Raw genomic sequence first — 24,328 nt, forward strand, 5'->3', positions numbered from 1 at the left:
CGGTGTCATGGGGCACCGACACGTCCCAGCCCCCACGCGGCGCCTCGCCCACTACGGTTGACCCGTGAGCGACCAGACCGGGCCGCCGCCCGCCGCCCCCGTCCCCCCGCCCGACCTCGCCGCCGCCCTCAGCCTGCGCGGGCTGTGGAAGCGCTTCGGCCAGAAGATCGCCGTCGCGGGCGTGGACCTCGACGTGCCGACCGGCTCGTTCTTCGGCCTCGTCGGCCCCAACGGCGCGGGCAAGACGACGTCACTGTCCATGGCGACGGGCCTGCTGCGGCCGGACTTCGGCACGGTGCACGTGCACGGCACCGACCTGTGGGCCCTTCCCGAGCAGGCCAAGGCCGAGCTCGGCGTGCTGCCGGACGGCGTCCGCCTGTTCGACCGGCTCACCGGCGCACAGCTGCTCACGTACGCGGGCCTGCTGCGCGGGCTGGACCGCGACACCGTCGCGGAGCGCACCGAGGACCTGCTGCAGGCGATGGACCTGGTCGGCGACCGGGACACGTTCGTCGTCGACTACTCGGCCGGCATGACGAAGAAGATCGGCCTCGCGTCGGCGATGATCCACGCGCCGCGCGTGCTCGTGCTCGACGAGCCGTTCGAGGCGGTCGACCCGGTCAGCGCCGCGAACATCCGCGACATCCTGCACGGGTACGTGGGCGACGGCGGCACGGTCGTCGTGTCGAGCCACGTCATGGACCTGGTGCAGCGCATGTGCTCGCACGTGGCGGTCATCGCCGGCGGGCACGTGCTCGCCGCCGGCACCGTCGCGCAGGTGCGCGGGGAGCAGAGCCTCGAGGACCGGTTCGTGGACCTCGTCGGCGGACGTCGGGAGTCGGAGGGACTGGCGTGGTTGCGCAGCTCGTCCGCCTCAAGCTGACCCTCCTGGCCAACACGTTCCGCCGGAGCGTGTGGCAGACGATCGGCCTGGTGATCGGGTCCCTGTACGGGCTGGGCGTGGTGACCCTGGTGGTCGCCGCCGCCATGGTCGGCGGCACCGCGGACCCGGTGGTGACCGGCCACGTGCTCACCCTGGCGGGCGCGCTCGTGGTCCTCGCGTGGTGGGTCGTGCCGGTCTTCGCGTTCGGTGTCGACGCGACCCTCGACCCGCGACGCTTCGTCACCTACGCCATCCCGCGACGCACGCTGCTGGCCGGGCTCGCGCTCGCCGGGCTCGTCTCGATCCCCGCGGCGGTGACGACGCTGGGCGCGCTGGGCGTCTCCTTCGCCTGGTGGCGGGATCCGGCCGCGCTCGTGGCGGCGCTCGTCGGCGGCGTCCTCGCGACGGCCCTGTGCGTCGTCGGCTCCCGCGCGGTGACCACGGCCCTGGCGCCGCTGCTCGACTCGCGGCGGTACCGCGAGGTGCTGGCGATCGTGGCCGTGGTGCCGCTCCTGCTGATCGGGCCCGCGTTCGGGTGGCTCGCCGACGGCGTCGAGGTGACCGTGGACGGGGCCGGCGCGGACGCGCTGGGGTCGGCGATCGCGCCGCTGGCCCAGGTGGTCGGCTGGACCCCGCTCGGGGCGCCCTGGTCCCTCGCGTCGGCCGTGCACGACGGCGCGTGGGCGCTGCTCGCGGCCCGGCTCGTGGTCTGCCTGGGCACGCTCGCGCTCGCCTGGGCGGTCTGGGACCGCGCGCTCGCCCGCGAGCTCGTGACGCCGCACGGCGGCGGCGCGTCGGCCACCGCGGCGAAGGGCCTCGGCTGGTTCGGCCGCCTGCCCGCCACGCCGCTCGGGGCGGTCGCCGCGCGGACCGCCACCTACTGGGTCCGGGACCCCCGGTACGCGGCGTCGATCGCGATGGTGCCGCTGCTGCCGCTGGTGCTGCTCGCCGTCGGCACGACGAACGGGGCGGGGGGCGGGCTGCTGCTGGTCATGGCGCCGCTGGCCGCGTGGCTGCTCGGCTTCGGCATCTCGAACGACGTCGGCTACGACAACACGGCGTTCGCGCTGCACGTCGCGACCGGCGTCCGGGGCCGGGTCGACCGGTGGGGGCGCGTGCTCCCCGTGCTGGTGGGCGGCCTGCCGCTGTGCGTCGCGTTCGCCCTCGTCGGCTGCGCCGTCGCGGGCCGGTGGGACGCGCTGCCCGCGCTGCTGGGGCTGACGGCCGGCACGCTGGGCGCGTCGCTGGGGATCTCGAGCGCGGTGTCCGCGCGGCTGGTGTACCCGGTGCCGAAGCCGGGGGAGAGCCCGTTCAAGTCCCCGCAGGGCGCCACGATGGCGACGATCGTCGCCCAGTTCGCGACGATGGGGATCACCCTCGCCGTGAGCGTCCCCACGCTCGCCCTCGCCCTGCCGGCGATCCTGCTGCCGCAGGTGACGCTCGGGTGGGCGGCGCTCGCGGTCGGGCTCGTCACGGGAGTGCTCGTCCTGCTGCTGGGCGTGCGGTGGGGCGCCCGGACCTACGACCGGCGGCTGCCCGAGCTGCTGCAGCAGGTCATGGCCTTCGGGTGACGTCGTCGCGGCCTCCTGTCGAGGTTCATGACGGGCCGGTCATGGGCGCACCAAGGATGCTTTGCGACAATGGGCGCGTGACCGTTGCGAACCCCGAGCACCTGCCCCTGCCCGACGGCTGGACGACGTCGACCCCCGAGCTGTCCGACCTGCCCCGGCTCGGCGAGCTGCGCGGGGCGGTCGCCGCCCCGTTCACGGGGTCGTCGGTCGTGAACCAGGACGCCCTCGCCGCCGAGGTGGCGGGCCCGGTGTCGTGGACGCGGCGCCAGGTCGTGGCGCGCGACCCCGAGGGCGTGGTGCGGGGCTGGGCGTGGGCGCACGACCGTGCCGCGGGGCGCGTCGTCGTGGGCGTCGACGTCGACCGCGCGACGCCGGCGGCCGACGGGCTCGCGGCCGCGGGCTACGCGTGGGCGGCGCGACAGGGCCGCGAGCTGGCGGCCCAGCGCGGGGTGACCCGCACCCAGCTCGACGCGGGCGCGTTCGAGGGGGACACGACCCAGCAGGGCTGGCTCGCCGCCGCCGGCTACGAGCGGGCCCGCTCGTGGCTGCAGATGTCGCGGCCCGTGGTCGCGGAGGAGGCCCACCGCGGCGTCCTGCCCGACCCGCGCCCGGGAGTGACGGTGCGTCGCGTCGCGACGCACGACGACGGCTTGCCGGTCGCCGAGGACCTGCAGACCGTGCACCGGGTGCTCGAGAGCGCGTTCGAGGACCACTTCAACTCCTACCGCGAGAGCTTCGGCGAGTTCCTCGTGCGCCTGCGGTCCGACCCTGGCCACCGGTGGGACCACTGGTGGCTGGCCCTCGTCGACGACCCGCAGGACCCCGACGCGGCGCCCGAGCCGATGGGCGCGCTCGTCGGCGCCGTGCTGCCGTCGGGCGCGTCGGGCAAGGAGGGCAGCTACATCGAGTACCTGGGCGCCGACCGCCGGGCCCGGGGGCGCGGCGTGGCGACGGCGCTGCTGTTCGCCGTCGTCCGGGACGCCGCGGCGCGCGGGCGGGATCGCGTGGGGCTCGAGGTCGACGCGGACAGCCCGACGGGCGCCGCGTCGCTGTACGAGAGCTGGGGCTGGCGCACGTCGTACGTGACGGAGTCCTGGCACCAGGACGTCGACGTCGCCACCTCTTGACACGCGGTGGGAGCCCGGCGACGCTGGGTGCAGCGCGACCGGGGATCGCGCCGAGGCTCGCCGGCAGGCCCGAGGCCCTCCCCGCAGCACCGACCAGGTGAGCGACGCACACACCGATCGGCAGACCTGCGCGAGCCCAGGTGCCGAGCGAGGTGCTCCTCATGAAGACGCTCCCTGACCGACCCGACATGGGCCAGCTCCGCCGACAGGCGAAGGAGCTGCTCGCCGGGCTCCGGTCCGCAGACCCGACGACCACGTTGGCCCGCGCCCAGACGGCGCTCGCCGACCGGTACGGCTTCGGCTCCTGGACCGAGCTCAAGGCCGAGGTGGACCGCCGCAGCGGGCCCGGCGCCGAGGTCGACCCCGGCACGGCCCGAGAGCTCGCGACCCGTTTCGGGCTGGGCGAGCTCGTGGGCCCCATGACCTCTCTCGCGCCCCCGGACGAGACCGGCCGCCGCTTCGCCGTGGCGACCGAGCGCGGGCGGTACGAGGCCCGGACCCTCGACACGTGGTGGCCGATCGTCGAGGTCGACGCCGTCGCGCGGATCCAGCGCGCGGCCGGGGCCGCCGGGGTGATCCTGCCCACGCCCGTGCCCGGGGTCGGCGGCGGGCTCGTCGAGGAGGTCGGCGGGCACCGGTGGTGGGTGCACGAGCACGTCCCGGCCGGGCCGCCCCTGGTCGCGCCCGTGAGCGCGGGCGTCGCCGCGCAGGTGGGCGACGTGCTGGCGGCGCTCCACGGTCTCGCGCTCCCCGTCGACCGCGTCAGCCCGTGGCACGCCGGCCGGCTGCGGCCGACACCGTGGAAGGACGTCCTCGCGGCGGCTCGCGACGACGGCGCGTCGTGGACGACGGCGCTCGGCGACGCCGCGCCCGCCCTGGCCGAGCTGGAGGCCCTCGGGTCCGCGGCCGTGCCGGAGCGGCCCGTGCTGAGCCACAACACGCTCGGCCCGGGCCAGTGCCGGCTGCGCGCCGACGGGCGGCTCGTCGTCGCCGCGTGGGAGCACGCGGGCGGACAGCCGCCGTCGTGGGAGCTCGCCGACGCGCTCGTGAGCTGGGCCGTCGACCCGGGCGGTGCGGTGAACGACGCCGCGGCGGCGGCGCTGACGGAGGGCTACCGGGCGCGGGCCGGCGGGCTGCCCGCCCTCGACCTCGCGGCGTTCCGCGGTTCCGCGACCGGGCTGCTGAACTACCTGGACGGTCTTGCCGGCGAGGTGCTGGCCGGGCACGCGGGCCCGGGGAGCGACGTCGACCGGTCCGTGGCCCACCTGCTGACGCACCTGCCCACGCCGCGGACCTACGAGCGGCTCCTCGACGCCGTCACCGCTGTCGGGGGTGCGGCGTAGCGTCGCGGGGCATGACGCGATTCACGGCCGACGACGACCTGCGGGGCGCCCGGTTCGTCGAGACGGACCTGACGGGCGCCACCTTCCGTCTCGCGCAGCTCGACGGCGTGCGGTTCGAGCAGAGCTTCCTGCCGGGCGCGGTGATGCGCGGCGTCGACCTCACGGACGCGGACCTCGACGGCGAGATCGCCGGGCTGCGCGTCAACGGGGTCGACGTCGCACCGCTGGTCGAGGCCGAGCTGAACCGCCGGTACCCGGGCCGCGAGCAGGCCCGGTCGGCGGACCTCGTCGAGCAGCGCGCGTCGCTGGACGCGGCGCTGCGCGCCTGGGACGCGCACCTCGCGCGGGCGGCGGCGTCGGGCCCCGGCGCGGTGCACGAGCAGGTCGACGGCGAGTGGTCGACGGCGCAGACGCTGCGCCACCTGGTGTTCGCCATGGACGGCTGGATCCGGTACGGGCTGCGGGGGATCGACGACCCGTTCTGGTACGCCGGTCTGCCGTTCTCGGAGTACGAGCCGGAGGTGGCCGCCCTCGGGGTCGACCTGGGGGCGGCGCCCTCGTTGGAGGAGACCCTGGCCGCGCACGCCGACCGCGTCGCCGAGGTGTACGCCGTCTACGACGAGCTCGCCGGCACGGACGTCACCGCCGACGCCCCGCGCCTCCCGCCGTGGGCACCGGCGGGCCTCACCCGCGCGGTGCACCAGAGCCTGGGCGTCGTCGCGCGGGAGCACTGGGCGCACCTGCAGTTCGTCGAGCGGGACCTGACGACGCTGGAGGAGCGGGCCCGGGCGGCCCGTTGACGCGCGCCACGTAGACTCTCCCGACGTGGCACTCACCATCGGCATCGTCGGCCTGCCCAACGTCGGCAAGTCCACGCTCTTCAACGCCCTGACCCGCAACCAGGTGCTCGCGGCGAACTACCCGTTCGCGACGATCGAGCCCAACGTCGGCGTGGTCCCGCTGCCGGACCCGCGGCTGGACAAGCTCGCGGAGATCTTCGGCAGCGAGCGGATCCTGCCCGCCACGGTGTCGTTCGTCGACATCGCGGGCATCGTCAAGGGCGCGTCCGAGGGGGAGGGCCTGGGCAACAAGTTCCTCGCGAACATCCGCGAGGCCGACGCGATCTGCCAGGTGACCCGCGTGTTCGACGACGGCGACGTCGTCCGCGTCGAGGGCTCGGTCGACGCCCAGGGCGACATCGAGACCATCTCCACGGAGCTGATCCTCGCCGACCTCCAGACGCTGGAGAAGGCGCTGCCGCGGATGGAGAAGGAGGTCAAGATCAAGCGGGGCGACGCCGCGCTGTTCGCGGCCGCCACCACCGCGCAGAAGATCCTCGAGTCGGGCACCACGCTCTTCCAGGGCGCGAAGGCGGAGGGCCTCGACCTCGCCGACGTCGCGTCGCTGCAGCTCCTGACGGCCAAGCCGTTCATCTACGTGTTCAACACGGACGAGGCGGGCCTCGCCGACGCCGGGATGCAGCAGCGCCTGCGCGACCTCGTCGCCCCCGCCGACGCCGTCTTCCTCGACGCGAAGTTCGAGTCCGAGCTCGTCGAGCTCGACGAGGACGACGCCAAGGAGATGCTCGCGGACTCCGGCCAGGACGAGGCGGGCCTCGACCAGCTCGCCCGCGTCGGGTTCCACACCCTCGGCCTGCAGACGTACCTCACCGCCGGCCCCAAGGAGTCCCGCGCCTGGACGATCCGCAAGGGCTGGACCGCCCCGCAGGCCGCCGGCGTCATCCACACCGACTTCGAGCGCGGCTTCATCAAGGCCGAGGTCATCTCGTTCGACGACCTCGTCGACGCCGGCTCCGTCCAGGCCGCCCGCTCCGCCGGCAAGGCACGCGTCGAGGGCAAGGACTACGTCATGCAGGACGGCGACGTCGTGGAGTTCCGCTTCAACGTCTGACGTCTCGTCCCGACGCCACGGCTCACCCTCGAGGGTGAGCCGTCTGCCCCCCCGCAGGGGATCCCAGGGCGCGCCGACCCGGTCAGCCTGGAGGCATGGACACGACGACCGACACGCGCCCCCTCGTCCCGACCCGCCCGTTCTCCCGCCCCCGCCGGATCGCCGGTGGCGTCGGCGCGCTCGCGCTGGTCGGGCTGGGCGTCGCTCACACGGTCACGAACGCCGTCGGCTTCGCCTCCGACCTGGAGGCCTCCTGGCCGCTGTTCCTGATCTTCGGGACGGGGCTCAGCCTGGTGCTGTGGGCGATCGCCGTGGTCGCCTGGCGGTACTCGCGTCGTGGAGCCGGGCGCGTCGCGCGCGCCGTGGTCCTCGTCGCCGGCGTCCTGTGCTGCGCGCTGGCCGTCAACGTGCTGCGGGTGCACCCCGAGGTCGTGCTCTCTCCGGCCGGCCCCGGTCCGTGGTCGCTCGTCGCCGGACCGGCGCTCCTCGTCGCGGCGGCGCTGCCGCGGCGACGGGGATAGGTCGGGAGCGCGCTCAGACGACCCGGCGGACCTCCTGCGGCCAGCCGCAGGCCTCGGCGACCCGGCCCGCCCACGCCTTCGCGGCGTCGTCGTCGGCGACGTCGACGATCGTCAGGCCGCCGATGCGCTGCTCCGCCGGGGCGAACGGCCCGGCGGTGACCACCGGCGTACCGCTGGTGGCGTCGGCGGTGAAGGCCGCGGCGTCGTCCTCGTCCACGCCGGCGGCGAACACGAGGACGCCGGCGTCTCGCATGTCGTCCACGACGGCGTTGGCGAGCGGCCCGCGCTCGGCGAACCAGTCAGGGCTGTGGTCGCCGACCCACTGCTGGTTGAAGTAGATGAGGTAGTGGCTCATCGTCCTCGCCTCGTCGACGTCGTCGGGGATCTTGCGCAGGACGTTACCCGGACCACCGGTGGCCGGCACGGGCCCTGGGAGGATGGCCCCATGACCACTCCCGCCCTCGAACCGGACCGCGGCCCCGAGCCGCTCGACCTCACCGTCCGTCCCGGAGCCGGGCCGGAGGAGTACCCCCGCCTGGTCGAGATCTGGCGGTCCGCGGTCGACGCGACGCACGACTTCCTGGCGGAGGACGACCGCGCGCGGATCGAGGAGCGGCTGGCGAGCGCGTACCTGCCGCACGTGCGGGTGCTCGTCGCCGAGCGGGCCGGCCGGGCCGTCGGCTTCGCGGGGGTGTCCGAGGGGTCGCTCGAGATGCTGTTCGTCGACGCGGACGCCCGGGGGAGCGGCGTCGGGCGCGCGCTCCTGGCCCATGTCGTCGACCGGTGCGGCGTGACGACCGTCGACGTCAACGAGCAGAACGCGCAGGCGCTCGGCTTCTACGAGCACGCCGGGTTCACGGTGATGGGCCGCAGCCCGGTGGACGACGAGGGCCGGCCCTACCCGCTGCTGCACCTCACGCTGTCGAGGTAGCCCGCCGGCGAGCTCGGTGACGCTCGCCGCGCGCTCGTGGAGCAGGCCGAGGATCGTGGTGCGGGATCCGAGGAGGGGCCATGGCCGAGATCATCGTGTTCCACCATTCCCAGGGGCTGACGCCGGGGATCCGGGCGTTCGCGGACGAGCTCGCCGCGGCGGGGCACACCGTCCACGTGCCCGACCTGTTCGACGGCCGGACCTTCGACGACGTCGAGACCGGCGTCGCCCACGCTCAGGAGCTCGGGTTCGACACGGTGATGGCCCGAGGCGTCGCCGCCGCGGAGGAGCTCCCCGCGGAGCTCGTCTACGCGGGGTTCTCGATGGGGGTCATGCCGGCGCAGCGGCTCGCCCAGACGCGGCCGGGCGCGGTCGGCGCGCTCTTCGTCGACGCGTGCCTCCCGGTCGAGGAGTTCGGGACCTGGCCGGAGGGCCTGCCCGTCCAGGTCCACGGCGGCGTGGACGACGACTGGTTCGCCGAGGACCTCGAGTCCGCCCGCGCGCTCGCGGGCTCCGTGCCGACGGCCGAGCTCTTCCTCTACTCGGGCACGGCGCACCTGTTCGCCGACCGGTCGGTGCGGGGGCACGACCCCGCGGCGGCCGCGCTCCTGGGCGAGCGCGCCCTGGCCTTCCTCGACACGCTGGCGTGAGGCGTCGCCAGTGGGTTCAGTCGCCGACGGCGACCTCCCGGTCGGCCACCTTCTCGAGGACGAAGTAGTAGAGCGCGCCGTCGTCGGCGGTGTCCCGCCCGGTCATCACGCCGAGGACGGCGTCGTCCGACAGGCGCACGAAGTGGTCGATGACCGGCTGCCCGTCGTAGACCATCGACGCCGTGGCGACGCCGTCGTGCACGACCGTGCGCAGCGTCGCGCCACCGCGGGCGAGGCGCGCGTCCGCTTCGAGCGTGCCGTCCGGCCGCTCGCAGACGATCGGGGACACGTCGTCGTCCGAGCGGAAGAGCTTCCCGAACCAGCCGGTGCGGGTGAGCAGCCGCTGGGTGCGGTGCGCCGTGCTCACGCCGAAGCCGCGCCACAGCCCGCGCAGCTCGTCGGTCCGCACGGGCGGCAGCGAGCGCCACAGCGCGGGGAGGTCGGACGCCGGGACGCGGCCGTCCCGGAGCAGGTCCGCCAGGGCGGCCGCGTCGGCCGCGTCGGCCGGGACGGCCGGCGCGGCCGGCGCGGCCGGGACCGCGCCGCCGTCCATCAGCAGCACGGGCTTGATCGTGCGACCGGCGCGAAGGTCGTCGACCGCCGACCCGACCCGGGCGAACGGGTAGCCGCGCACGAGCCGCTCGACCGGCAGCCGCCCGGCGCGCCACAGCGCGACCAGGGTGGGCACGTCGCGATGCACGACGGCGTCCCCCTCGATGACGCCGGTCAGCGTGCGGCCCCAGAGCACCTGCGTCTGCGACACCTCGACCCGGTTCGGCCCGGCGTGCAGCGCCACGGTGACGCACACGCCGCGCGGGGCGAGCGCGGCGAGCGCGAGGTCGGTCGTCTCCTGCCGCCCGACGGTGTCGAGCACGTGCGTGGCCGCGAGCGTGCGGGCCGGCACGTCCTGCGGGGCGAAGGCGTCGGTGGCGCCGAGCTCGAGCGCCAGGGCGCGCCGGCCGGGGTCGGGGTCGCTGACGACGACGCGCCCCACGCCGCGGTGCCGGGCCGCCATGACGCCGGCGAGCCCGGTGGTCCCCGCGCCGATGACGAGCAGCGTGTCGCGCGGGCCGGGGGTCAGGACGTGGAGCACGGTCCCGGCGCCGGTGAGGATCCCGCAGCCGAGCGGGGCGGCGACCTCCCAGGGCACGTCGTCGTCGATACGCACGGCGTTGGACTCGCGGGCCAGGACGTGCGTCGCCCAGGACGACTGGCCCATCCAGCCGGTCGTGGCCGCCGCCCCCTCGGCGACGGCGCGCGACCGGGGACGGTAGTTGAGGTCCGCGAAACGGACGCACGAGGCGGGGTGCCCGTCGGCGCACGCCGCACAGCCGCCGCACGAGTCGAAGCTGAGCACGACGCGGTCACCGGGCCGGAGCGAGTCGACACCCGGCCCGACGGTCTCGACGACGCCCGCCCCCTCGTGCCCGAAGATCGCGGGGAACCTGTCGCCGGCGCCGCCCGCCATGCCGAACAGATCCGTGGGGCAGACGCCGGACGCGTGGACGCGGACCAGGACCTCGCCGTCGCCCGGAGGGTCGAGCGTGACGTCCGTGAGCCTCGCGGGCCCGCCGGCCTCGCGGACGACGGCCGCCCGGGCCGCCGTCGTCGCCACCGGGTCGAGCAGGTCGGGCATCGTGGGCTCCCTCGCGTCGTCGTCTCACGTCGTCGTCTCGTGCGTCGTCGTGCCCGAGTGTGGCAGCGCGCGGGCCGGAAGTCACGGATCTTGTGAATCACGATTCACACGGCCTCCGCGGGTCCGCGGCGTGGATACTGAGGGCATGACCCTGTACGACGACGTCGGGGGCTTCGACGTCCTGCTCGCGGTGTGCCGCCGCTGGAACGCGCTCTGCCTCGCCGACCCGGTGGCGGCGCACCCGTTCTCGCACGGCACGCTGCACCCTCAGCACGACGAACGTCTCGCGGCGTACCTGGCCGAGGCGCTCGGCGGACCGCTCCTGTACACCGGCGGCTACGGGAACGAGTCGAGGATGCTGCGGATGCACGCGGGCAACGGGGAGCACGCCGACCTCGACGAGGTGTGCGTACGCCTGTTCCGCGAGGCGCTGGACGACGTCGGCGTCCCGGCGCCGGCTGCCGGGAGCCTGGCCGACTTCTTCGAACGGCAGACCGTCGCGATGCGCGCCTACGGGCGCAGCCGCGACGACGTGCCCGCCGGGTTCGACCTGCCGCGGGCCTGACGACGCCCGCGCCGGCCGGACCTAGGATCGCCGGGTGCCGACGATCGTCCTGGTCACCGAGATCCCCGCGGCCCCGGAGGCGTGCTTCGCGCTGAGCCTGTCGGTCGACGCGCACACGGCGTCGATGCGCCGCTCGGGGGAGCGGGCGGTCGCGGGCGTGACGTCGGGCGCGATGGGCCTGAGCGACACCGTGACGTGGCGGGCGCGGCACTTCGGCGTCCCGTTCCGCATGACGTCGCGCATCACCGCCCACGACGCGCCGCGCCGGTTCGTCGACGAGCAGGTGGCCGGCCCGTTCCGCCGCTGGTGGCACGAGCACCGGTTCGAGGCGGTGCCCGGCGGCACGCGGATGACGGACAGGGTGGAGTTCTCCGCCCCGGCCGGGCCGTTGGGGCGGCTCGTGGAGCGGCTGGTGCTCACCCGGTACATGACGCGCCTGCTGCGCGCCCGCAACGACTGGCTGACGGCGACTCTCTCCTCGCACGCCTGACCGCCGCCCCTGCAGGCCCGGCAGCCCCGGCCTCGGCGGTCTCGGCGGCGCCGGGTCGGACGTGCGGGACACCACACGGGCCCGGACAGGCGATGTCCAGGTGCGCTGCTTACCCTGAGCGCAATGTTGCTCCAGGCTCCCACCGCGCCCGCGCGCGTCCCCGACGGCTCGCGTCCCGGTGCCCGAGCGGTGCGTGCCCGGACGGCGGTCGACCCGCTCGCCCGCCTCACGTCGGCGCCGGCGCTCCTGGCCGGGCTGGTCGTCGTGACGCTCCTGGCGGCCGGTCCGTTCCAGCGGATCGACGAGGCCGCGCACGGGCACTGGGCCAGGGCGCTGACGCCGGGCCTGCGGCCCTTCATCCAGCACGTGCTCGACCCGATCGCCGGGCAGGCGGTCTGCCTGCCGGTCCTCCTGGCGGTCGCTGGCACGCTGTCGTGGCGGCACCGCACGTGGCGGCCCCTGTGGTGCGCGGCCATGGCCGAGCTGGCGTTCTACGGGGGAGTGGGGCTGCTCAAGGTGGTGCTCGCCCGGCCGGCGCCGACGACGGACGACGCAGACCTGTTCGGCGGCGGCCTGCGCCAGCTCGGCTGGAGCGGGATCAGCTTCCCGTCGGGGCACGCCGCGGAGGCGGTGCTGATCTACGGCACGGCCGTCTATCTGGTGGGGCGCTGGACGAACGCGTCGGCGCGCACCATGACCACCCTGCGCCTCGGCGTGGGCCTGGTCGCGCTCAACGCCGTCGCCGTCTCCTACTACCTCGGCTGGCACTGGATCAGCGACCTGGTGGGCGGGCTGCTCGTCGGGGGCCTGCTGCTGCGCCTGCTGGTCGAGGCGGACCGCCGCGGGTGGCGGCCCCGCTCCCGACGGGCGGTCGTGGCCCGGCACCTCTGACACCGACGCCCGCGACACCCGCGCGCCGCTCGCATCCTTGCGCGACCGCCGCCGTCCTGGGAGCGTCGGCCGGACGAGAGCACCTGACTCCGCTGGCGGGCCGCGGGTCTCACACCACCACCGCGGCGCCGGCGAGCGCCAGGTAGACCCCGCCGGAGGCGCGCCCCAGGCGGCGCCGGGCGCGTTCCGACGCGCGCAGCCGCCACGACATCCGGTCGGCGAGCAGGGCGTACGCGGAGTCCACGAGCGCGGCGAGGCCGACGAAGAGCCCGCCGAGGAGCGCCAGCTGGGGCGCGACGGGGCCGCGCGCCGGGTCGGCGAACTGCGGGAGGAAGGCCAGGAAGAACAGGGCGGTCTTCGGGTTGAGGACGTCGACGAGGACGCCGTCGGCGAACAGCCGCCAGCGGCGCGGCGACGACGGGCCGGCGGCCTCACCCTCGCCCGGGGTGTGGGTGCGTGCCGCGCGCAGCTCGCGGACCCCGAGCCACACGAGGTAGGCGGCGCCGGTCCAGCGCACCGCGTCGAACAGGACGGGCGACCGCGCCAGCAGCGCGGCCAGCCCGGCCGCCGCGGCGACGACGTGCAGCGCGGCGCCGGTCTCCAGCCCCGCCATCGACCACAGCCCGGCGCGCCGCCCGTGGGCCGTGGTGCGCGCGACGACGTACACGACGGACGGGCCGGGGACGGCGAGCATGGCGAGGGAGGCGGCGAGGAAGCCGAGCAGGACGGAGCCGCTCGGCAGCAGCGTGCTCGCCGCCTCCGCGGCCTGGTTCGTGGGCGTCCCCGGGGTCATGGTGGGGAGGGAGCGGGGGGACGGTTGCCGCGTGACACTTTCGACGTGGGTGCAACAGGGCGAGGCGCCGGCTCGCCCGCGGCCCGACGCGGGGCGACGATGGCACGCATGACGCGATGGACGGTCGTGCAGGTCACCGACCCCGCGGAGCTCGTGGCCGCGTCGCACCTCTTCGACTTCGCGGTCACGCCCGAGGGCGCCGCGGACACCCTGGGGCGGCCCGGCCACGTCGTGCTGCTGGCCCGCGCGGCCGACGGTCGCGACGTCGGGTTCGTGTCCGGCGTCGAGATGCGGCACCCCGACAAGGACGCGGAGCTCTTCCTGTACGAGCTGGGCGTCGACGAGGGATCGCGCCGGCAGGGGGTGGCGACGGCGCTGCTCGCAGCGCTGCGCGGCGTCGCCCTGGCGCGGGGCTGCCGCGGGATGTGGACCGGCACGGAGGCGGACAACACCGCGGCGCTCGCCACCTACCGTGCGGCGGGCGCGCAGATCGACGACGGGTCGGTCTTCGTCGTCTGGGAGGACCTGACCGAGGGGTGACGACGGCGCCGCCCCTGGTGCGCGGCGCAAGCGCATGACAGGTCGGTACGCCACGGTGAAAACCGTTGCCCCGCGTGCTGCGCTCTGGAAGGGTGACCGCCGTGAACGCACCTGCCGCGGACGTCGCGCGCCTGCTCGCCGCCTACGACGACCAGCTGAGGACGGACGCCGAGACGCCGAGCGCCGTGGCCGTGACGCGCCTCGGGCCCCTGCGCCTCGCCACCTTCCCGGGCGGGCGCGGCTTCGTCACCTACCGCGACCTCGGCGGCGCCGACGCCGCGACGATCCGCGGGTTCGTCGCCGCGGTCCTGGCGCACTTCCGCGACGACGCCGCGATCACCGAGGCCGAGTGGAAGGCCCGCGGGCACGACGTCGCGCCGGGACTCCACGAGGCGCTGGTCGACCACGGGTTCCTGCCCCAGGACCCGGAGTCGATCATGATCGGGGACGCACGGCTCCTCGTCGCGGACGTCCCGCTGCCGGACGGCGTCACCCTGCGCCGCATCAGCGCGGAGGCGGACGTCCGCGCCATGTCCGCGATGGCCGACGAGGTCTTCGGCGACGACCCGGCCACGTCCCACCACGCCGACCAGATCCTCCACCGCCAGGAGCGCGACCCCGACATGGAGCTGTGGGTCGCGGAGGCGGACGGGCAGATCGTCAGCGCCGGTCGCCTCGAACCCGTGCCCGGTACCGAGTTCGCGGGCCTCTGGGGCGGCTCGACCCGGCCCGAGTGGCGCGGCCGCGGGATCTACCGGGCGCTGACCGCGGCCCGCGCCCGGTCCGCCGTCGAGCGCGGCAAGACCTACCTGCACAGCGACTCGACCGAGTTCTCCCGCCCCATCCTGGAGCGGTCCGGCCTCGTCAAGGTGTCGACCACGACGCCCTACGAGTGGCGCCGCTGAGGGAGACGTCGTGGGACTCGAGGACGACCCGTTCGACCACCGGGTCACCAAGGACGGCACGGTGCTGGTGAGCCGCGGCGGACGTCCGGTCGTCACCGTCGCCGGGGCACGCGCCGCCCGCCTCGTCGCGCTGCTCGGCCGTGACCCCGAGACCGACCAGGAGCTGCTGGCCCGCGCGACGGGCAACTATCGGCGTGGCAACGAGAAGCGGGAGCGCCGCCCGTGACCCGCGCCCGGCTGCTGGCGAGCCGCTCGGGTGCCCGGCGCGGGTTGCTGGTCCTCGTCGCGCTGCTGGTCGCCACCGTCGCGGCGGCCCTCGGGACGGCGGTCGGGGCGGTCCACGCGGCCGAGACGGACGTCGTCCACGACGGGCTCACCCTCGGGGGCGCCCCCGCCACGGTCGCGGTGACCACCCGGCTCGCCGCGGAGGCCGACGCCGCGGCGCAGGACGCGGCGCTGCGCAGCGACGTCGACGCGCTGTTCGCGCCGGCGCCCTACGACCTGGTCCGCGAGGAGGTGCCCGACGACGACTCCGACGACCCGTTCGTGCGCTGGACGCTCACGCCGGACGTCGCCGCCACCGACACGGCCGACCTCGGGGTCCTCGCGGCGGCGTCGGACGCCCTCCTCGACACGGTCCTCGCCGACGACGCCGTGGCGGTGCGCGGCGCGGCGGTCACGGGGGACCTGGGGGAGCGCGCCGCTGCCGCGGCGTCGGCCGCCGCGGCGGCGTCGGCCGTGGCCCTCGTCCCGATGCTGGTGCTCGCGCTGGCGGGCGCGGTCGCCGTCGCGCAGGTGGCCCGTCTGCTCGCGGCCACGCGGGCGGCGGAGGTCCACCTGCTGGTCTCGCGCGGCGCGTCGGCGGGTCAGCTGACCGCGGCCGCGGCGTCCGAGGCGGCGCTGGTGGTCGTGGGCGGGGCGGCCGTCGGCGCGGGTGCGGCGGCGGCCGTGCTCGCGGCCCAGGGCACGGCCGGCGCAGCCCTCGCGGGCACGCTGGCACCCTCGGCCGTGGCGACGGCGGCGGGTGCGCTGCTCGTCCTCGTGGCGGTCGGCGGGACGCAGGCCAGAGCGGCCGCGGCGCTGCGGGTCGCGGACCGGTCGGGTCGCACGCGGCGGGCCGCCGCCTGGGGGACGGTGGTCCTGGTGGTCGTGGCCGCCGGGGTCACCACCTGGCTGCTGCGCCGGTACGGGTCGCCCCTCGTCCCCACGCCCGACGGCGCGCAGACGGACCCGGCGGCCGCCGCGGCGCCCGCGCTCGTGCTCGCGGCCGCGGCCGTCGTGGCGGTGGCCCTGCTGGGGCCGCTGTCGCGGGCGTGGGCGGGGGCGGCCGCGCGCCGCCCGGGCACCGGGGTGCTCGCCGCGCGGCAGGTGGCGCGGCGGCTCCCGGTCACGGCGGTGCCCGTCGTCCTGGTCGTGGTGGCCGCGGGGAGCGTCGTGCTCGCGTCCGCCTACGCCGGGACCGGGCAGCACCTGCGGCAGACGGCCGCCACCGTCGCGGCGGGGAGCGACGTGCGTCTCGTCGCCGCGGACGGGTCGCCCGGCCCCGCCGCGACGTACGCGGCGCTGCCGGGGGCGGAGGCCGCCGCGCCCGTGCGGGCCTCCGAGGCGGTCCTCGACGGGGTCCCGCTGACCACGACGGGCGTGCCCCCCGACCGGATCGCGGCGGTGGTGCGTGGGCCGCACGGGCAGCAGGGCGTCGACGAGATCGCGTCGGCACTGGCCGGCGCCGGCCCGTACGACGACAACCCCCGTCTCCCGGCCGACGCCGGCGAGCTGGTGCTGCACGTCACGGGACAGTTCTACGTCGTCGACGAGGCGGCCACGGGGGAGGCCGGCACGGCGGGGACGGGCGGTGAGCCCGCCTCGTGGGACACGCTCCTGGCGATGACCGGGGCGTTGCCCCCCGAGAGGGTCGCGCTGCTCGCGCTCGAGGACTCGACGGTCGATCTCACGCTCTGGCTCGCCGACACCGACGGGCAGCTGGTCCCCGTCGCCGTCGAGGACCTCGACGTCGACCTGGACGGTGACCTGGACGGCGGCCTCGACGAGGCGCGCCCGATCGGTCCCGACGAGCGCTCGCTCGAGCTCCGGGCCGACGTACCCGCCGCGCCCGCCACCGCCGACGGCGCCCCGGGGACCTGGACGGTCGTCGCGCTCGACGCCCAGCTGCCGCCGTCAGCCGGCGCGCTCACCACCCTGCGGCTCGGGGTCGACACGCTGGACGTCACGACCGGCGACGGGCGCACGGAACAGGTGGACGTCGGCGCCGCCGACTGGGGGCCGGCCCGCGACGACCCGAGGGCGAACGCCCTCTTCGGTGCGCGGCCGGGGACGAGGCTGAGCCTCGTGGTCCAGGCCGACCACGAGGCGATGCCCTCGCCGTTCCGGGTCATGGTGGGGGGCCCGGGCCGCCGGCCTGCCGCCGTCGTCCTGTCCGAGGACCTGGCGCGCCTGCTCGACGTCGCGACCGGGGGCACGACGGAGCTCCCGCTGGGCGAGGGCGGGCGCATGCCCGTGCAGGTGGTCGACGTCGTGGACGTCGTGCCGGGCTCGTCCCACCCGGCGGCGGCCATGGTCGGGCTCGACGCGATGCAGGCCGCGTCCCTGCGCCTCGCCACCACCGTGCCCGGCGCCCGCGAGACCTGGGTCCGGGCCGCGCCCGGCGCCGACGTCGACCGGCTGGCCGCCGCGGCCGTCAAGGCCGCCGGGTCGACGCCGGCGCAGGTCAGGACGTCGAGCGGGGGCCAGGCCTCCGACGCCGCCGGGCCCGTGCGCCAGGCGTTCGCGGTCGCCGCGCTCGCGGCCGTGGCGCTCGCCCTCGTCGGGGTGGGCGCCGTGAGCGTCGCCGGCGTGCGCGAGCGGCGCGGCGAGGTCGCGGTGCTCCGCGCCGTCGGCCTGCCGCCCCGGTCCCAGGGGGCGGGCCGCGCGACCGAGCTCGCCGTCGTCACGGCCGCCGCGCTCGTGGCCGGGCTCCTGGCCGGGTGGGTGCTGGCGGCCGCCACCGTGCCGGGCCTGGCCGCGGCCACCCTCACCGGGTTCGCCGTCGCCCCGACGCCCGACACGGCGTTCGCACCCGCGGCGGCGCTGGTGCCCGGCCTCGTCCTCGTCGTGGGGCTGGCGGCCGTCGCGCTCGCCGTGCGGGCCGTCGTCACCGCCCAGGCGCGCGACGGCGGCTACCGGGAGGAGGTGCGCTGATGCTGTGGCTGCTGCTCCGTCGCCACCTGCGCACGGCGTGGGGGACGGCGCTCGTCCTGGCGGTCGTGACCGTCCTCGGGGCCGGCGCCGCGACCGCTGCCACCCGCGCGATCGGCGAGATGCGCTCGGAGCAGGTCACCTACGCCACCGAGCAGCTCTCGCCCCAGCGTCGCGACGTCACCTCCCGGGCGTCGGTGGTGCCCGGCGGCGGCCGGTCGGCCGCGGACGCCGCACTGGCCGATCCGGAGGCCGAGCCGGTCGTGCCGCCGGAGCCCCGGTGGGACGAGTTCCTCGACGGCATGGTGGCGCTGCGCGACGGCCTGCCCCGCCCCCTGCGGGACGTGCTCGGCCAACCCTCGTTCGCCGTCTCGTCCCGGGAGACGGTGACCGAGCAGGTGCCCGGCTCCGGGATCGCGATCCCGCGGGTCGTGCTGCGGGCGTCGGCGCGGATGACCGAGGACCTGCGGCTCGTCGAGGGGGAGTGGCCCGCCGCGACGCCCGTGGTCACGGGGTTCAACGGCCCCGAGGGCGACGAGCCCGTCCAGGTGGTCCTGTCCCGCCAGGCCGCCGACACGCTGGGGTGGGAGCTCGGCGGGACGTACGCCATGGACGTCTGGAAGTCTCCCCCGCTGCGCGTCGTCGGGCTCACCGAGCCCGTCGACCCCGACGCGAGCACCTGGTACCACCAGCCGTTCGGGCGCAAGGCCCAGCTGGGCGTGACGCCGTCCGGCAGCACCATCGCGACCGCCGCGGTCTACGTCGACCCGGCGATGATCGGCTCCCTCGCCTTCCGGGAGGTGAAGACCGAGCTGTGGTACCCCGTGACCGTCGAGGGCCTGAGGTCCGACGACGTCGCCACGCTCGCCGACCAGGTGCGCGGCCTCACGCACGAGACCCTGACCGTGCTGCCGGGCGACCCGGCGACCCTGCAGGCGCGCACCGCGCTCTCCGACGTGCTCGACGCGCTGATGCGCGAGCGCGTCACGACCGACGCGATCCTCGCGGTGCTCGTGGTGGGGCCGCTCGGCGCGCTCGGCGCGGTCGTGGTGCTCGCGGCGCGCCTCGTCGTCGAGCGCCGCCGGGCAGCGCTCGCGGTGCTGCTCGCGCGCGGGGCGACGGGAGCGCGGCTGCGGCTGCTCACGGCGACCGAGGGCCTGGCCGTCAGCCTGCCTGCCGCCGTCGTCGGCGTGCTGCTGGGCCTGCTCGTCCGGCCGGGCGAGGTGACGGGGACGCAGCTGCTGTGGGCGGCCGGCGCGGCGCTGGCGCCCGCGGTCGCGGCCGCCGCGGTGACGGTGCCGCGGTCGCTACGTGGCGAGCGCCGCGACCTCGCCGCGGGCACCGGCGGACGCTGGCGCCGGACGGCGGAGCTGGCGGTGGTGGGCGTGGCGGCGCTCGCGGTCGTGCTCCTGGCGCGCCGCGGCGTCGTCGGGGGCGCGGGAGGCGGCGGGGTCGACCCCCTGGTCGCGGCGACGCCGCTCCTCGTGGCGGCCGCGGCCGCCCTGGTCGCGGTGCGCGCGATCCCTCTGCTGGCGCGGGGCCTCGAGCGGCTGCTCTCCCGACGGCGCGACCTCGTGCCGTTCCTGGGCGCGGCGCGCGCCACCCGCGCCCCGGCGGGCGGCGTCGTGCCGGCGCTCGCCCTGGTGCTCGCGGTCTCCGTGGGCGCCTCGTCGGCCGTGCTGCTGTCCACGGTGGACGCGGGGGTGGCCCGCCAGGCGCACGTCGACCTCGGGGCGGACCTGCGGGTGTCGGGGCCCGCGCTCGCGGCCGAGGACGTCACGGCGCTGCGGGCGGTGGACGGCGTGACCGCGGTGGCCACCGCGGCCCGCGCGACCGAGACGGGCCAGCTGAGGTCGTCCGACGGGAGCTCCCGTGCGGTGCAGGTGGTCGCCGTGGACGCGGCGGGGCTCGCGACGGTGCAGGCGGGGGTGCCCGAGGCCCCGGCCGACGTCGCGGCGCTGGCCCGCCCGGCCGCCGACGGCGCCCTGCCGGTCCTCGCGCTGCGGGTCCCGGGCGTCGCGGCCGGCGAGACGGGACTCGTCCTCGACCTGCAGGACGAGAGCGCCGACGTCGTGGTGACGGGGGCGACGGATCGGGTTCCGGGGGTGATCGACGCGCCGTCGACGCTCGTGCTCGACGCGGGCGTCCTCGCCGGGCCGCTCGACCTGCCGACCGAGCCGCGCACGGCGCTCCTGGCGCTCGACGACGGCGCGGACCCGGCACGGGTGGCCGGGGCGGTGGCCCACGTGCTGCCGGGGGCGACCGTCGACGACCGCACGACGGTCGCGGCCGAGCTGCTCGAGTCGCCCGCCGCCCGGGGGATCGCGACCGGCGCGTGGGTGTCCGTCGCGCTCGCGGGGGTGCTCGTCGCGCTCACGGTGGCGCTCACCCTGGTGCTGGCCGCCCCGGACCGGGAGCGCCTGCTCGCGGTGCTGCGCTCGATGGGCGTCCGGCGCTCGGAGACGCGCGGCCTCGTCGCGTGGGAGGTGGCGCCCGGGGCCCTGGGCGCGCTCGTCGTCGGGACCCTGGTCGGGGTCGCCGTGCCGGCCTTGCTGCGCGCCCGCGTGGACCTCACCGCGCTGACCGGGGGCGGGCCGCAGCCCGCGCTCACGGCCGACCCGGTGCTCGTGGCGGTGGGGGTGGTCGGCTTCGTGGCGACGGTGGTGGTCGGGGCCGCGCTCGCGACGGTCGCGGGTCGTCGCGGCGCGACCCCGGAGCGGTTGCGGGAGGCGGCGGAATGAGGGAGGACGGCTGATGGGCGACGACGAGACGGTGGTGACGAGGGTGGTGACGAGATGGTGGTGACCGAGGACGAGGCGCGGTGGCCGGCGGCCGACGCGGCCCCGACGGAGCCCGACGAGATCCGCTGCCGCGGGCTGGTGCGCATCTTCGCCACGGACGGCATCGAGGTGCAGGCGCTGCAGGGGCTCGACCTCGGCGTCGACCGCGGAGACCTGGTCGCCCTGGTCGGGGCGTCGGGCTCGGGCAAGTCGACGCTGCTCAACATCCTGTCCGGCATGGACGTGCCCACGGCGGGCTCCGCCGTCGTCGCCGGCACGGACCTCCTGGCGATGACGCGGCGCGACCGGGTGCACTACCAGCGGTCGACGGTCGGGTTCGTCTGGCAGCAGACGGGCCGGAACCTGCTGCCGTACCTCACGGCGGCCGAGAACGTCCGGGTGCCGCTCGAGATCGCGCGCTCCGGGTCCAAGGCTGCGCGCGCGGCGCGCGTGACCGAGCTGCTCGAGCTGCTCGACGTCGGGCACGTCGCCGACCGGCTGCCGGGCCAGATGTCGGGCGGGCAGCAGCAGCGCGTCGCGATCGCCGTCGCGGTGGCAGGCTCGCCGCGCGTGCTCCTGGCGGACGAGCCGACGGGCGAGCTGGACGAGGCGACGAGCGTCGAGGTGCTGGAGGCGCTGCGCGGCGTGAACGCCGCGACCGGCGTGACCACGCTGATCGTCACGCACGACCCGGCGGTCTCCGAGCACGTCGCGCGGACGGTGCAGATCCGTGACGGGCGCACGTCCACCGAGGTGCTGCGCCGCACCGAGGTGGACGAGGACGGCGCGCAGCGGCACGTCGCGGAGGAGTTCGCCGTGCTCGACCGCGTGGGGCGCCTGCAGCTGCCGCAGGACTTCGTCAGCGCCCTGGACCTGCGGGACCGGGTGCGGCTCGCGCTGGAGCCCGACCGGGTCGAGGTCCGGCCGGACGGCCGGCGCGGGGGATCGGGGGAGCGGCGATGACCAGCACGACAGCGACGACGACGGTCCTGCGCGCCGAGGGCGTCTCGCGCGTCTACGGCGGCGGCGCGGGTGAGGTGCGGGCGCTGGAGGACGTGTCCGTGGAGGTGGGGGCCGGCGAGCTCGTGGTGGTGGTGGGCCCGTCCGGGTCCGGCAAGTCGACGCTGCTGCACCTGCTCGGCGGCCTCGACCGGCCCACCACGGGCACCGTGCGCCTCGGCGCCGACCCCGCGGCCGACGGCGGCCCGGCCGCCGTCGAGCGCGAGCTGGGCGGGCTGGGCGAGGACGAGCTGCACGCGGTGCGCCGCACCGAGATCGGCTTCGTGTTCCAGTCGTTCGGGCTGATCCCGGTGCTGTCGGCGGCCGAGAACGTCGAGGTGCCGCTGCGCCTGGCGCGGGTCGACGCCGCCGAGCGGGCGGCCCGGGTCGCGGAGGCGCTCGAGGCGGTCGGGCTCGCGGACCACGCGGAGCAGCGACCGTACGAGCTCTCGGGCGGGCAGCAGCAGCGCGTGGGCGTGGCGCGGGCGCTGGTGGCCCGCCCGCGGGTGCTGCTCGCCGACGAGCCGACGGGGCAGCTGGACTCCACGACCGCGGCGCGCGTGATGGCGCTGCTGCGGGACCTGGTGCACTCCCGCGGGGTGGCCGCCGTCGTGGCCACCCACGACCCGGAGCTGGTGGCCATGGCGGACCGCGTCCTGGTGGTCCGCGACGGCCGCCTGGCGACGGTATGACGGTGTCCGGCCCCGGCCGCCGGTCGTGTCCCGGAAGTTGCGCCCAGATACCGGATTGGTCACGGTTCCGGGTGCAAAGGGGGCGAAGGGTATGTGCGGGCCCTGAACGGTGACTAGAGTCACCCGCGCACAGTGCAGTGCGCGGGCACACGCGCCTGCACCTCACCGAGGGGTGATCCCCGCCGGTGAGCGACTCAACTCAGGAGGACACGTGACACCTCGACGACGACTTGCAGGCATCGGGGCCTTCACCCTCGCCTCGGCCCTGCTCTTGTCTGCCTGCGGCGGCGGCTCGGGCGACGACCCCGAGGCCACCGGTGACAGCGGCCCCAGCACGGGCATCGTCACCGTCAGCAACGGCGAGCCGCAGAACCCGCTCATCCCCACGATGACCAACGAGACCTACGGGTCGAAGGTCATCAACAACCTCTTCGCCGGCCTGGTGTACTACGACGCCGACGGCGCCGTGCACAACGAGATGGCCGAGTCCATCGAGACGGACGACCAGCAGACGTACACGATCACGATCAAGGACGGCTGGAAGTTCAGCGACGGCACCCCCGTCACGGCGCAGAGCTTCGTCGACGCGTGGAACTACGGCGCCAAGCTGTCGAACGCGCAGAACCTCTCGTACTTCTTCGAGCCCATCGAGGGCTTCTCGTACGAGAAGGACTCGGAGCTCACCGGCCTCAAGGTCGTCTCGGACACCGAGTTCACCGTCAAGCTGACGCAGCCGGAGTCGGACTTCCAGACGCGCCTGGGCTACGCCGCGTTCATGCCGCTGCCCGAGTCGTTCTTCGACGACCCGGAGGCCGCCGGCGAGACGCCGGTCGGCAACGGCCCGTACGTCCTGGACTCGTGGGAGCACAACCAGCAGATCTCGCTGCGCCCCAACGAGGACTACCAGGGTGAGCGCGCGGTCCAGAACGGCGGCATCGACCTCATCGCCTACACCGAGGAGGACACGGCGTACAACGACCTCCTCTCGGGCAACCTCGACATCGTCACCAACGTGCCGTCGTCGGCGTTCTCCACGTTCGAGGACGACCTGGGCGAGCGTGCCGTCAACCAGGCCTCGGCCGTGATCCAGGTCGTCAACGTGCCGGAGTACCTGCCGGAGTACGGCGGCGAGGCCGGCCACCTGCGGCGCCAGGCCATCTCGATGGCCATCGACCGCGACCAGATCACCGAGACGATCTACAACGGCTCGCGCACGCCGGCGACCGACTTCACGTCGCCGGTCATCAAGGGCTGGTCGGACGACGTCCCGGGCAGCGAGGTGCTCAAGTTCAACCCGGACGAGGCCAAGAAGCTCTGGGCCGAGGCCGAGGACATCGAGGCGTGGGGCGACAAGCCGATCACGATCGCCTCGAACGCCGACTCCGACCACCAGACCTGGGTGGACGCCGTCTGCAACAACATCCGCAGCACGCTCGGCGTCGACTGCGAGTTCGCGCCGTTCCCGACGTTCGACGAGTTCCTCGACGCGCGTGACAACGAGACGCTCACCGGCCTCTTCCGTGGCGGCTGGCAGGCCGACTACCCGGCCATGAGCAACTTCCTCGGGCCGATCTACGGCACGGGCGCGGGCTCGAACGACATGGGCTACTCGAGCAAGGAGTTCGACGCCAAGCTCAAGGAGGCCAACGGGGCCGACACGCCGGAGAAGGCGATCGAGCTCTACAAGGAGGCCCAGACGATCCTCTTCAAGGACATGCCTGGCATCCCGCTCTGGTACCAGAACGTCACGGCCGGCTACGGCGAGGACGTGGACAACGTCGTGTTCGGCTGGGACAGCGACCCGCTGCTCTACCAGGTCACGAAGTCCGAGTGACGCACCGTCCGTGCTGAGCGACCGGCTCGGGGAGGCAGGGAGGACACCCGAGCTGTCCACCCTGGGCCGGTCGC

General features: G+C 75.9%; 23 protein-coding genes. 20 read left to right on the top strand and 3 right to left on the bottom strand.

Going from position 1 to position 24,328, the window contains the following annotated elements; translation table 11 throughout:
• Positions 1-64: 64 nt before the first annotated feature.
• The 7 genes from ABZ493_RS05655 (at position 65) to ABZ493_RS05685 (ending at position 7,356) form a co-directional block, all read left to right on the top strand.
• Positions 65-883, top strand: coding sequence for an ABC transporter ATP-binding protein (locus ABZ493_RS05655; RefSeq protein WP_430581202.1), 819 nt, complete (start codon positions 65-67; stop codon positions 881-883).
• Positions 853-2,454: a hypothetical protein gene (locus ABZ493_RS05660; RefSeq protein ID WP_430581203.1), complete on the top strand. Its 1,602-nt coding sequence runs from the start codon at positions 853-855 to the stop codon at positions 2,452-2,454. The genes ABZ493_RS05655 and ABZ493_RS05660 overlap by 31 nt, the downstream gene beginning before the upstream one ends.
• 77 nt (positions 2,455-2,531) lie before the next feature.
• On the top strand, positions 2,532-3,581 hold the full coding sequence (locus tag ABZ493_RS05665; RefSeq protein ID WP_430581204.1) for a GNAT family N-acetyltransferase: 1,050 nt from the start codon (positions 2,532-2,534) through the stop codon (positions 3,579-3,581).
• Between the two features lie 161 nt (positions 3,582-3,742).
• Positions 3,743-4,924 carry a phosphotransferase gene (locus ABZ493_RS05670; RefSeq protein WP_430581205.1) on the top strand — a complete coding sequence of 394 codons (1,182 nt, stop codon included), beginning with the start codon at positions 3,743-3,745 and terminating at the stop codon, positions 4,922-4,924.
• 11 nt (positions 4,925-4,935) lie between these two features.
• Complete coding sequence (locus ABZ493_RS05675) at positions 4,936-5,724, top strand: pentapeptide repeat-containing protein (protein ID WP_430581206.1); 789 nt, start codon at positions 4,936-4,938, stop codon at positions 5,722-5,724.
• 25 nt (positions 5,725-5,749) lie between these two features.
• Entirely contained in the window at positions 5,750-6,835 is a 1,086-nt protein-coding gene (gene ychF / locus ABZ493_RS05680; RefSeq protein WP_430581207.1) for a redox-regulated ATPase YchF, read from the top strand.
• A gap of 95 nt (positions 6,836-6,930) precedes the next feature.
• On the top strand, positions 6,931-7,356 hold the full coding sequence (locus ABZ493_RS05685) for a hypothetical protein (RefSeq protein WP_430581208.1): 426 nt from the start codon (positions 6,931-6,933) through the stop codon (positions 7,354-7,356).
• Positions 7,357-7,369: 13 nt separating this feature from the next.
• On the opposite strand, the gene ABZ493_RS05690 is transcribed toward ABZ493_RS05685, so the two are convergent.
• Entirely contained in the window at positions 7,370-7,780 is a 411-nt protein-coding gene (locus tag ABZ493_RS05690; protein WP_430581209.1) for a YciI family protein, read from the bottom strand.
• Between the two features lie 21 nt (positions 7,781-7,801).
• Here ABZ493_RS05690 and ABZ493_RS05695 point away from each other — a divergent pair, with 21 nt between their 5' ends.
• Positions 7,802-8,287: an acetyltransferase gene (locus ABZ493_RS05695; RefSeq protein WP_430581210.1), complete on the top strand. Its 486-nt coding sequence runs from the start codon at positions 7,802-7,804 to the stop codon at positions 8,285-8,287.
• An 80-nt stretch (positions 8,288-8,367) separates the two neighbouring features.
• On the top strand, positions 8,368-8,937 hold the full coding sequence (locus ABZ493_RS05700; RefSeq protein ID WP_430581211.1) for a dienelactone hydrolase family protein: 570 nt from the start codon (positions 8,368-8,370) through the stop codon (positions 8,935-8,937).
• A gap of 16 nt (positions 8,938-8,953) precedes the next feature.
• Here the strand turns inward: ABZ493_RS05700 and ABZ493_RS05705 are convergent, their stop codons facing one another.
• Positions 8,954-10,573 carry an alcohol dehydrogenase catalytic domain-containing protein gene (locus ABZ493_RS05705; RefSeq protein WP_430581212.1) on the bottom strand — a complete coding sequence of 540 codons (1,620 nt, stop codon included), beginning with the start codon at positions 10,571-10,573 and terminating at the stop codon, positions 8,954-8,956.
• Positions 10,574-10,718: 145 nt separating this feature from the next.
• Between ABZ493_RS05705 and ABZ493_RS05710 the strand changes: the two genes are divergently transcribed.
• The 3 genes from ABZ493_RS05710 (at position 10,719) to ABZ493_RS05720 (ending at position 12,519) form a co-directional block, all read left to right on the top strand.
• Positions 10,719-11,138 carry an oxidoreductase gene (locus tag ABZ493_RS05710; RefSeq protein WP_430581213.1) on the top strand — a complete coding sequence of 140 codons (420 nt, stop codon included), beginning with the start codon at positions 10,719-10,721 and terminating at the stop codon, positions 11,136-11,138.
• A 34-nt stretch (positions 11,139-11,172) separates the two neighbouring features.
• The gene (locus ABZ493_RS05715) at positions 11,173-11,628 is read left to right on the top strand and encodes an SRPBCC family protein (RefSeq protein WP_430581214.1); all 456 of its coding nucleotides are present in this window, start codon (positions 11,173-11,175) and stop codon (positions 11,626-11,628) included.
• A gap of 123 nt (positions 11,629-11,751) precedes the next feature.
• On the top strand, positions 11,752-12,519 hold the full coding sequence (locus ABZ493_RS05720; protein WP_430581215.1) for a phosphatase PAP2 family protein: 768 nt from the start codon (positions 11,752-11,754) through the stop codon (positions 12,517-12,519).
• A 109-nt stretch (positions 12,520-12,628) separates the two neighbouring features.
• Here ABZ493_RS05720 and ABZ493_RS05725 read toward each other — a convergent pair whose 3' ends face one another.
• Positions 12,629-13,312, bottom strand: a complete 684-nt coding sequence (locus ABZ493_RS05725; RefSeq protein ID WP_430581216.1) for a LysE family translocator — start codon at positions 13,310-13,312, stop codon at positions 12,629-12,631.
• 108 nt (positions 13,313-13,420) lie between these two features.
• Between ABZ493_RS05725 and ABZ493_RS05730 the strand changes: the two genes are divergently transcribed.
• The 8 genes from ABZ493_RS05730 (at position 13,421) to ABZ493_RS05765 (ending at position 24,254) form a co-directional block, all read left to right on the top strand.
• On the top strand, positions 13,421-13,852 hold the full coding sequence (locus tag ABZ493_RS05730) for a GNAT family N-acetyltransferase (protein ID WP_430581217.1): 432 nt from the start codon (positions 13,421-13,423) through the stop codon (positions 13,850-13,852).
• 101 nt (positions 13,853-13,953) lie between these two features.
• Complete coding sequence (locus ABZ493_RS05735; RefSeq protein WP_430581218.1) at positions 13,954-14,757, top strand: GNAT family N-acetyltransferase; 804 nt, start codon at positions 13,954-13,956, stop codon at positions 14,755-14,757.
• A 10-nt stretch (positions 14,758-14,767) separates the two neighbouring features.
• Positions 14,768-14,983, top strand: coding sequence for a hypothetical protein (locus ABZ493_RS05740; protein ID WP_430581219.1), 216 nt, complete (start codon positions 14,768-14,770; stop codon positions 14,981-14,983).
• Positions 14,980-17,952, top strand: a complete 2,973-nt coding sequence (locus ABZ493_RS05745) for an FtsX-like permease family protein (protein WP_430581220.1) — start codon at positions 14,980-14,982, stop codon at positions 17,950-17,952. Before ABZ493_RS05740 ends, ABZ493_RS05745 begins: the two co-directional genes overlap by 4 nt.
• On the top strand, positions 17,952-20,690 hold the full coding sequence (locus tag ABZ493_RS05750; protein ID WP_430581221.1) for an FtsX-like permease family protein: 2,739 nt from the start codon (positions 17,952-17,954) through the stop codon (positions 20,688-20,690). Before ABZ493_RS05745 ends, ABZ493_RS05750 begins: the two co-directional genes overlap by 1 nt.
• Before the next feature lie 54 nt (positions 20,691-20,744).
• Positions 20,745-21,692, top strand: coding sequence for an ABC transporter ATP-binding protein (locus ABZ493_RS05755; RefSeq protein ID WP_430581222.1), 948 nt, complete (start codon positions 20,745-20,747; stop codon positions 21,690-21,692).
• Positions 21,689-22,420 (top strand): ABC transporter ATP-binding protein, encoded by a 732-nt coding sequence (locus tag ABZ493_RS05760; protein WP_430581223.1) that lies wholly within the window; start codon positions 21,689-21,691, stop codon positions 22,418-22,420. The genes ABZ493_RS05755 and ABZ493_RS05760 overlap by 4 nt, the downstream gene beginning before the upstream one ends.
• A gap of 211 nt (positions 22,421-22,631) precedes the next feature.
• Positions 22,632-24,254, top strand: a complete 1,623-nt coding sequence (locus tag ABZ493_RS05765) for an ABC transporter substrate-binding protein (protein WP_430581224.1) — start codon at positions 22,632-22,634, stop codon at positions 24,252-24,254.
• The last annotated feature ends 74 nt before the right edge of the window (positions 24,255-24,328 follow it).

Source organism: Isoptericola sp. NPDC019482 (genome assembly GCF_040632295.1).
Classification (GTDB): domain Bacteria; phylum Actinomycetota; class Actinomycetes; order Actinomycetales; family Cellulomonadaceae; genus Isoptericola.

Bases quoted from the DNA above. Each gene is read 5' to 3' on its own strand.
- ABZ493_RS05670 (WP_430581205.1), top strand. From the start codon at position 3,743: ATGAAGACGCTCCCTGACCGACCCGACATGGGCCAGCTCCGCCGACAG.
- ABZ493_RS05675 (WP_430581206.1), top strand. From the start codon at position 4,936: ATGACGCGATTCACGGCCGACGACGACCTGCGGGGCGCCCGGTTCGTC.
- ABZ493_RS05685 (WP_430581208.1), top strand. From the start codon at position 6,931: ATGGACACGACGACCGACACGCGCCCCCTCGTCCCGACCCGCCCGTTC.
- ABZ493_RS05695 (WP_430581210.1), top strand. From the start codon at position 7,802: ATGACCACTCCCGCCCTCGAACCGGACCGCGGCCCCGAGCCGCTCGAC.
- ABZ493_RS05700 (WP_430581211.1), top strand. From the start codon at position 8,368: ATGGCCGAGATCATCGTGTTCCACCATTCCCAGGGGCTGACGCCGGGG.
- ABZ493_RS05705 (WP_430581212.1), bottom strand. From the start codon at position 10,573: ATGCCCGACCTGCTCGACCCGGTGGCGACGACGGCGGCCCGGGCGGCC.
- ABZ493_RS05710 (WP_430581213.1), top strand. From the start codon at position 10,719: ATGACCCTGTACGACGACGTCGGGGGCTTCGACGTCCTGCTCGCGGTG.
- ABZ493_RS05720 (WP_430581215.1), top strand. From the start codon at position 11,752: ATGTTGCTCCAGGCTCCCACCGCGCCCGCGCGCGTCCCCGACGGCTCG.
- ABZ493_RS05725 (WP_430581216.1), bottom strand. From the start codon at position 13,312: ATGACCCCGGGGACGCCCACGAACCAGGCCGCGGAGGCGGCGAGCACG.
- ABZ493_RS05730 (WP_430581217.1), top strand. From the start codon at position 13,421: ATGACGCGATGGACGGTCGTGCAGGTCACCGACCCCGCGGAGCTCGTG.
- ABZ493_RS05750 (WP_430581221.1), top strand. From the start codon at position 17,952: ATGCTGTGGCTGCTGCTCCGTCGCCACCTGCGCACGGCGTGGGGGACG.
- ABZ493_RS05755 (WP_430581222.1), top strand. From the start codon at position 20,745: ATGGTGGTGACCGAGGACGAGGCGCGGTGGCCGGCGGCCGACGCGGCC.
- ABZ493_RS05760 (WP_430581223.1), top strand. From the start codon at position 21,689: ATGACCAGCACGACAGCGACGACGACGGTCCTGCGCGCCGAGGGCGTC.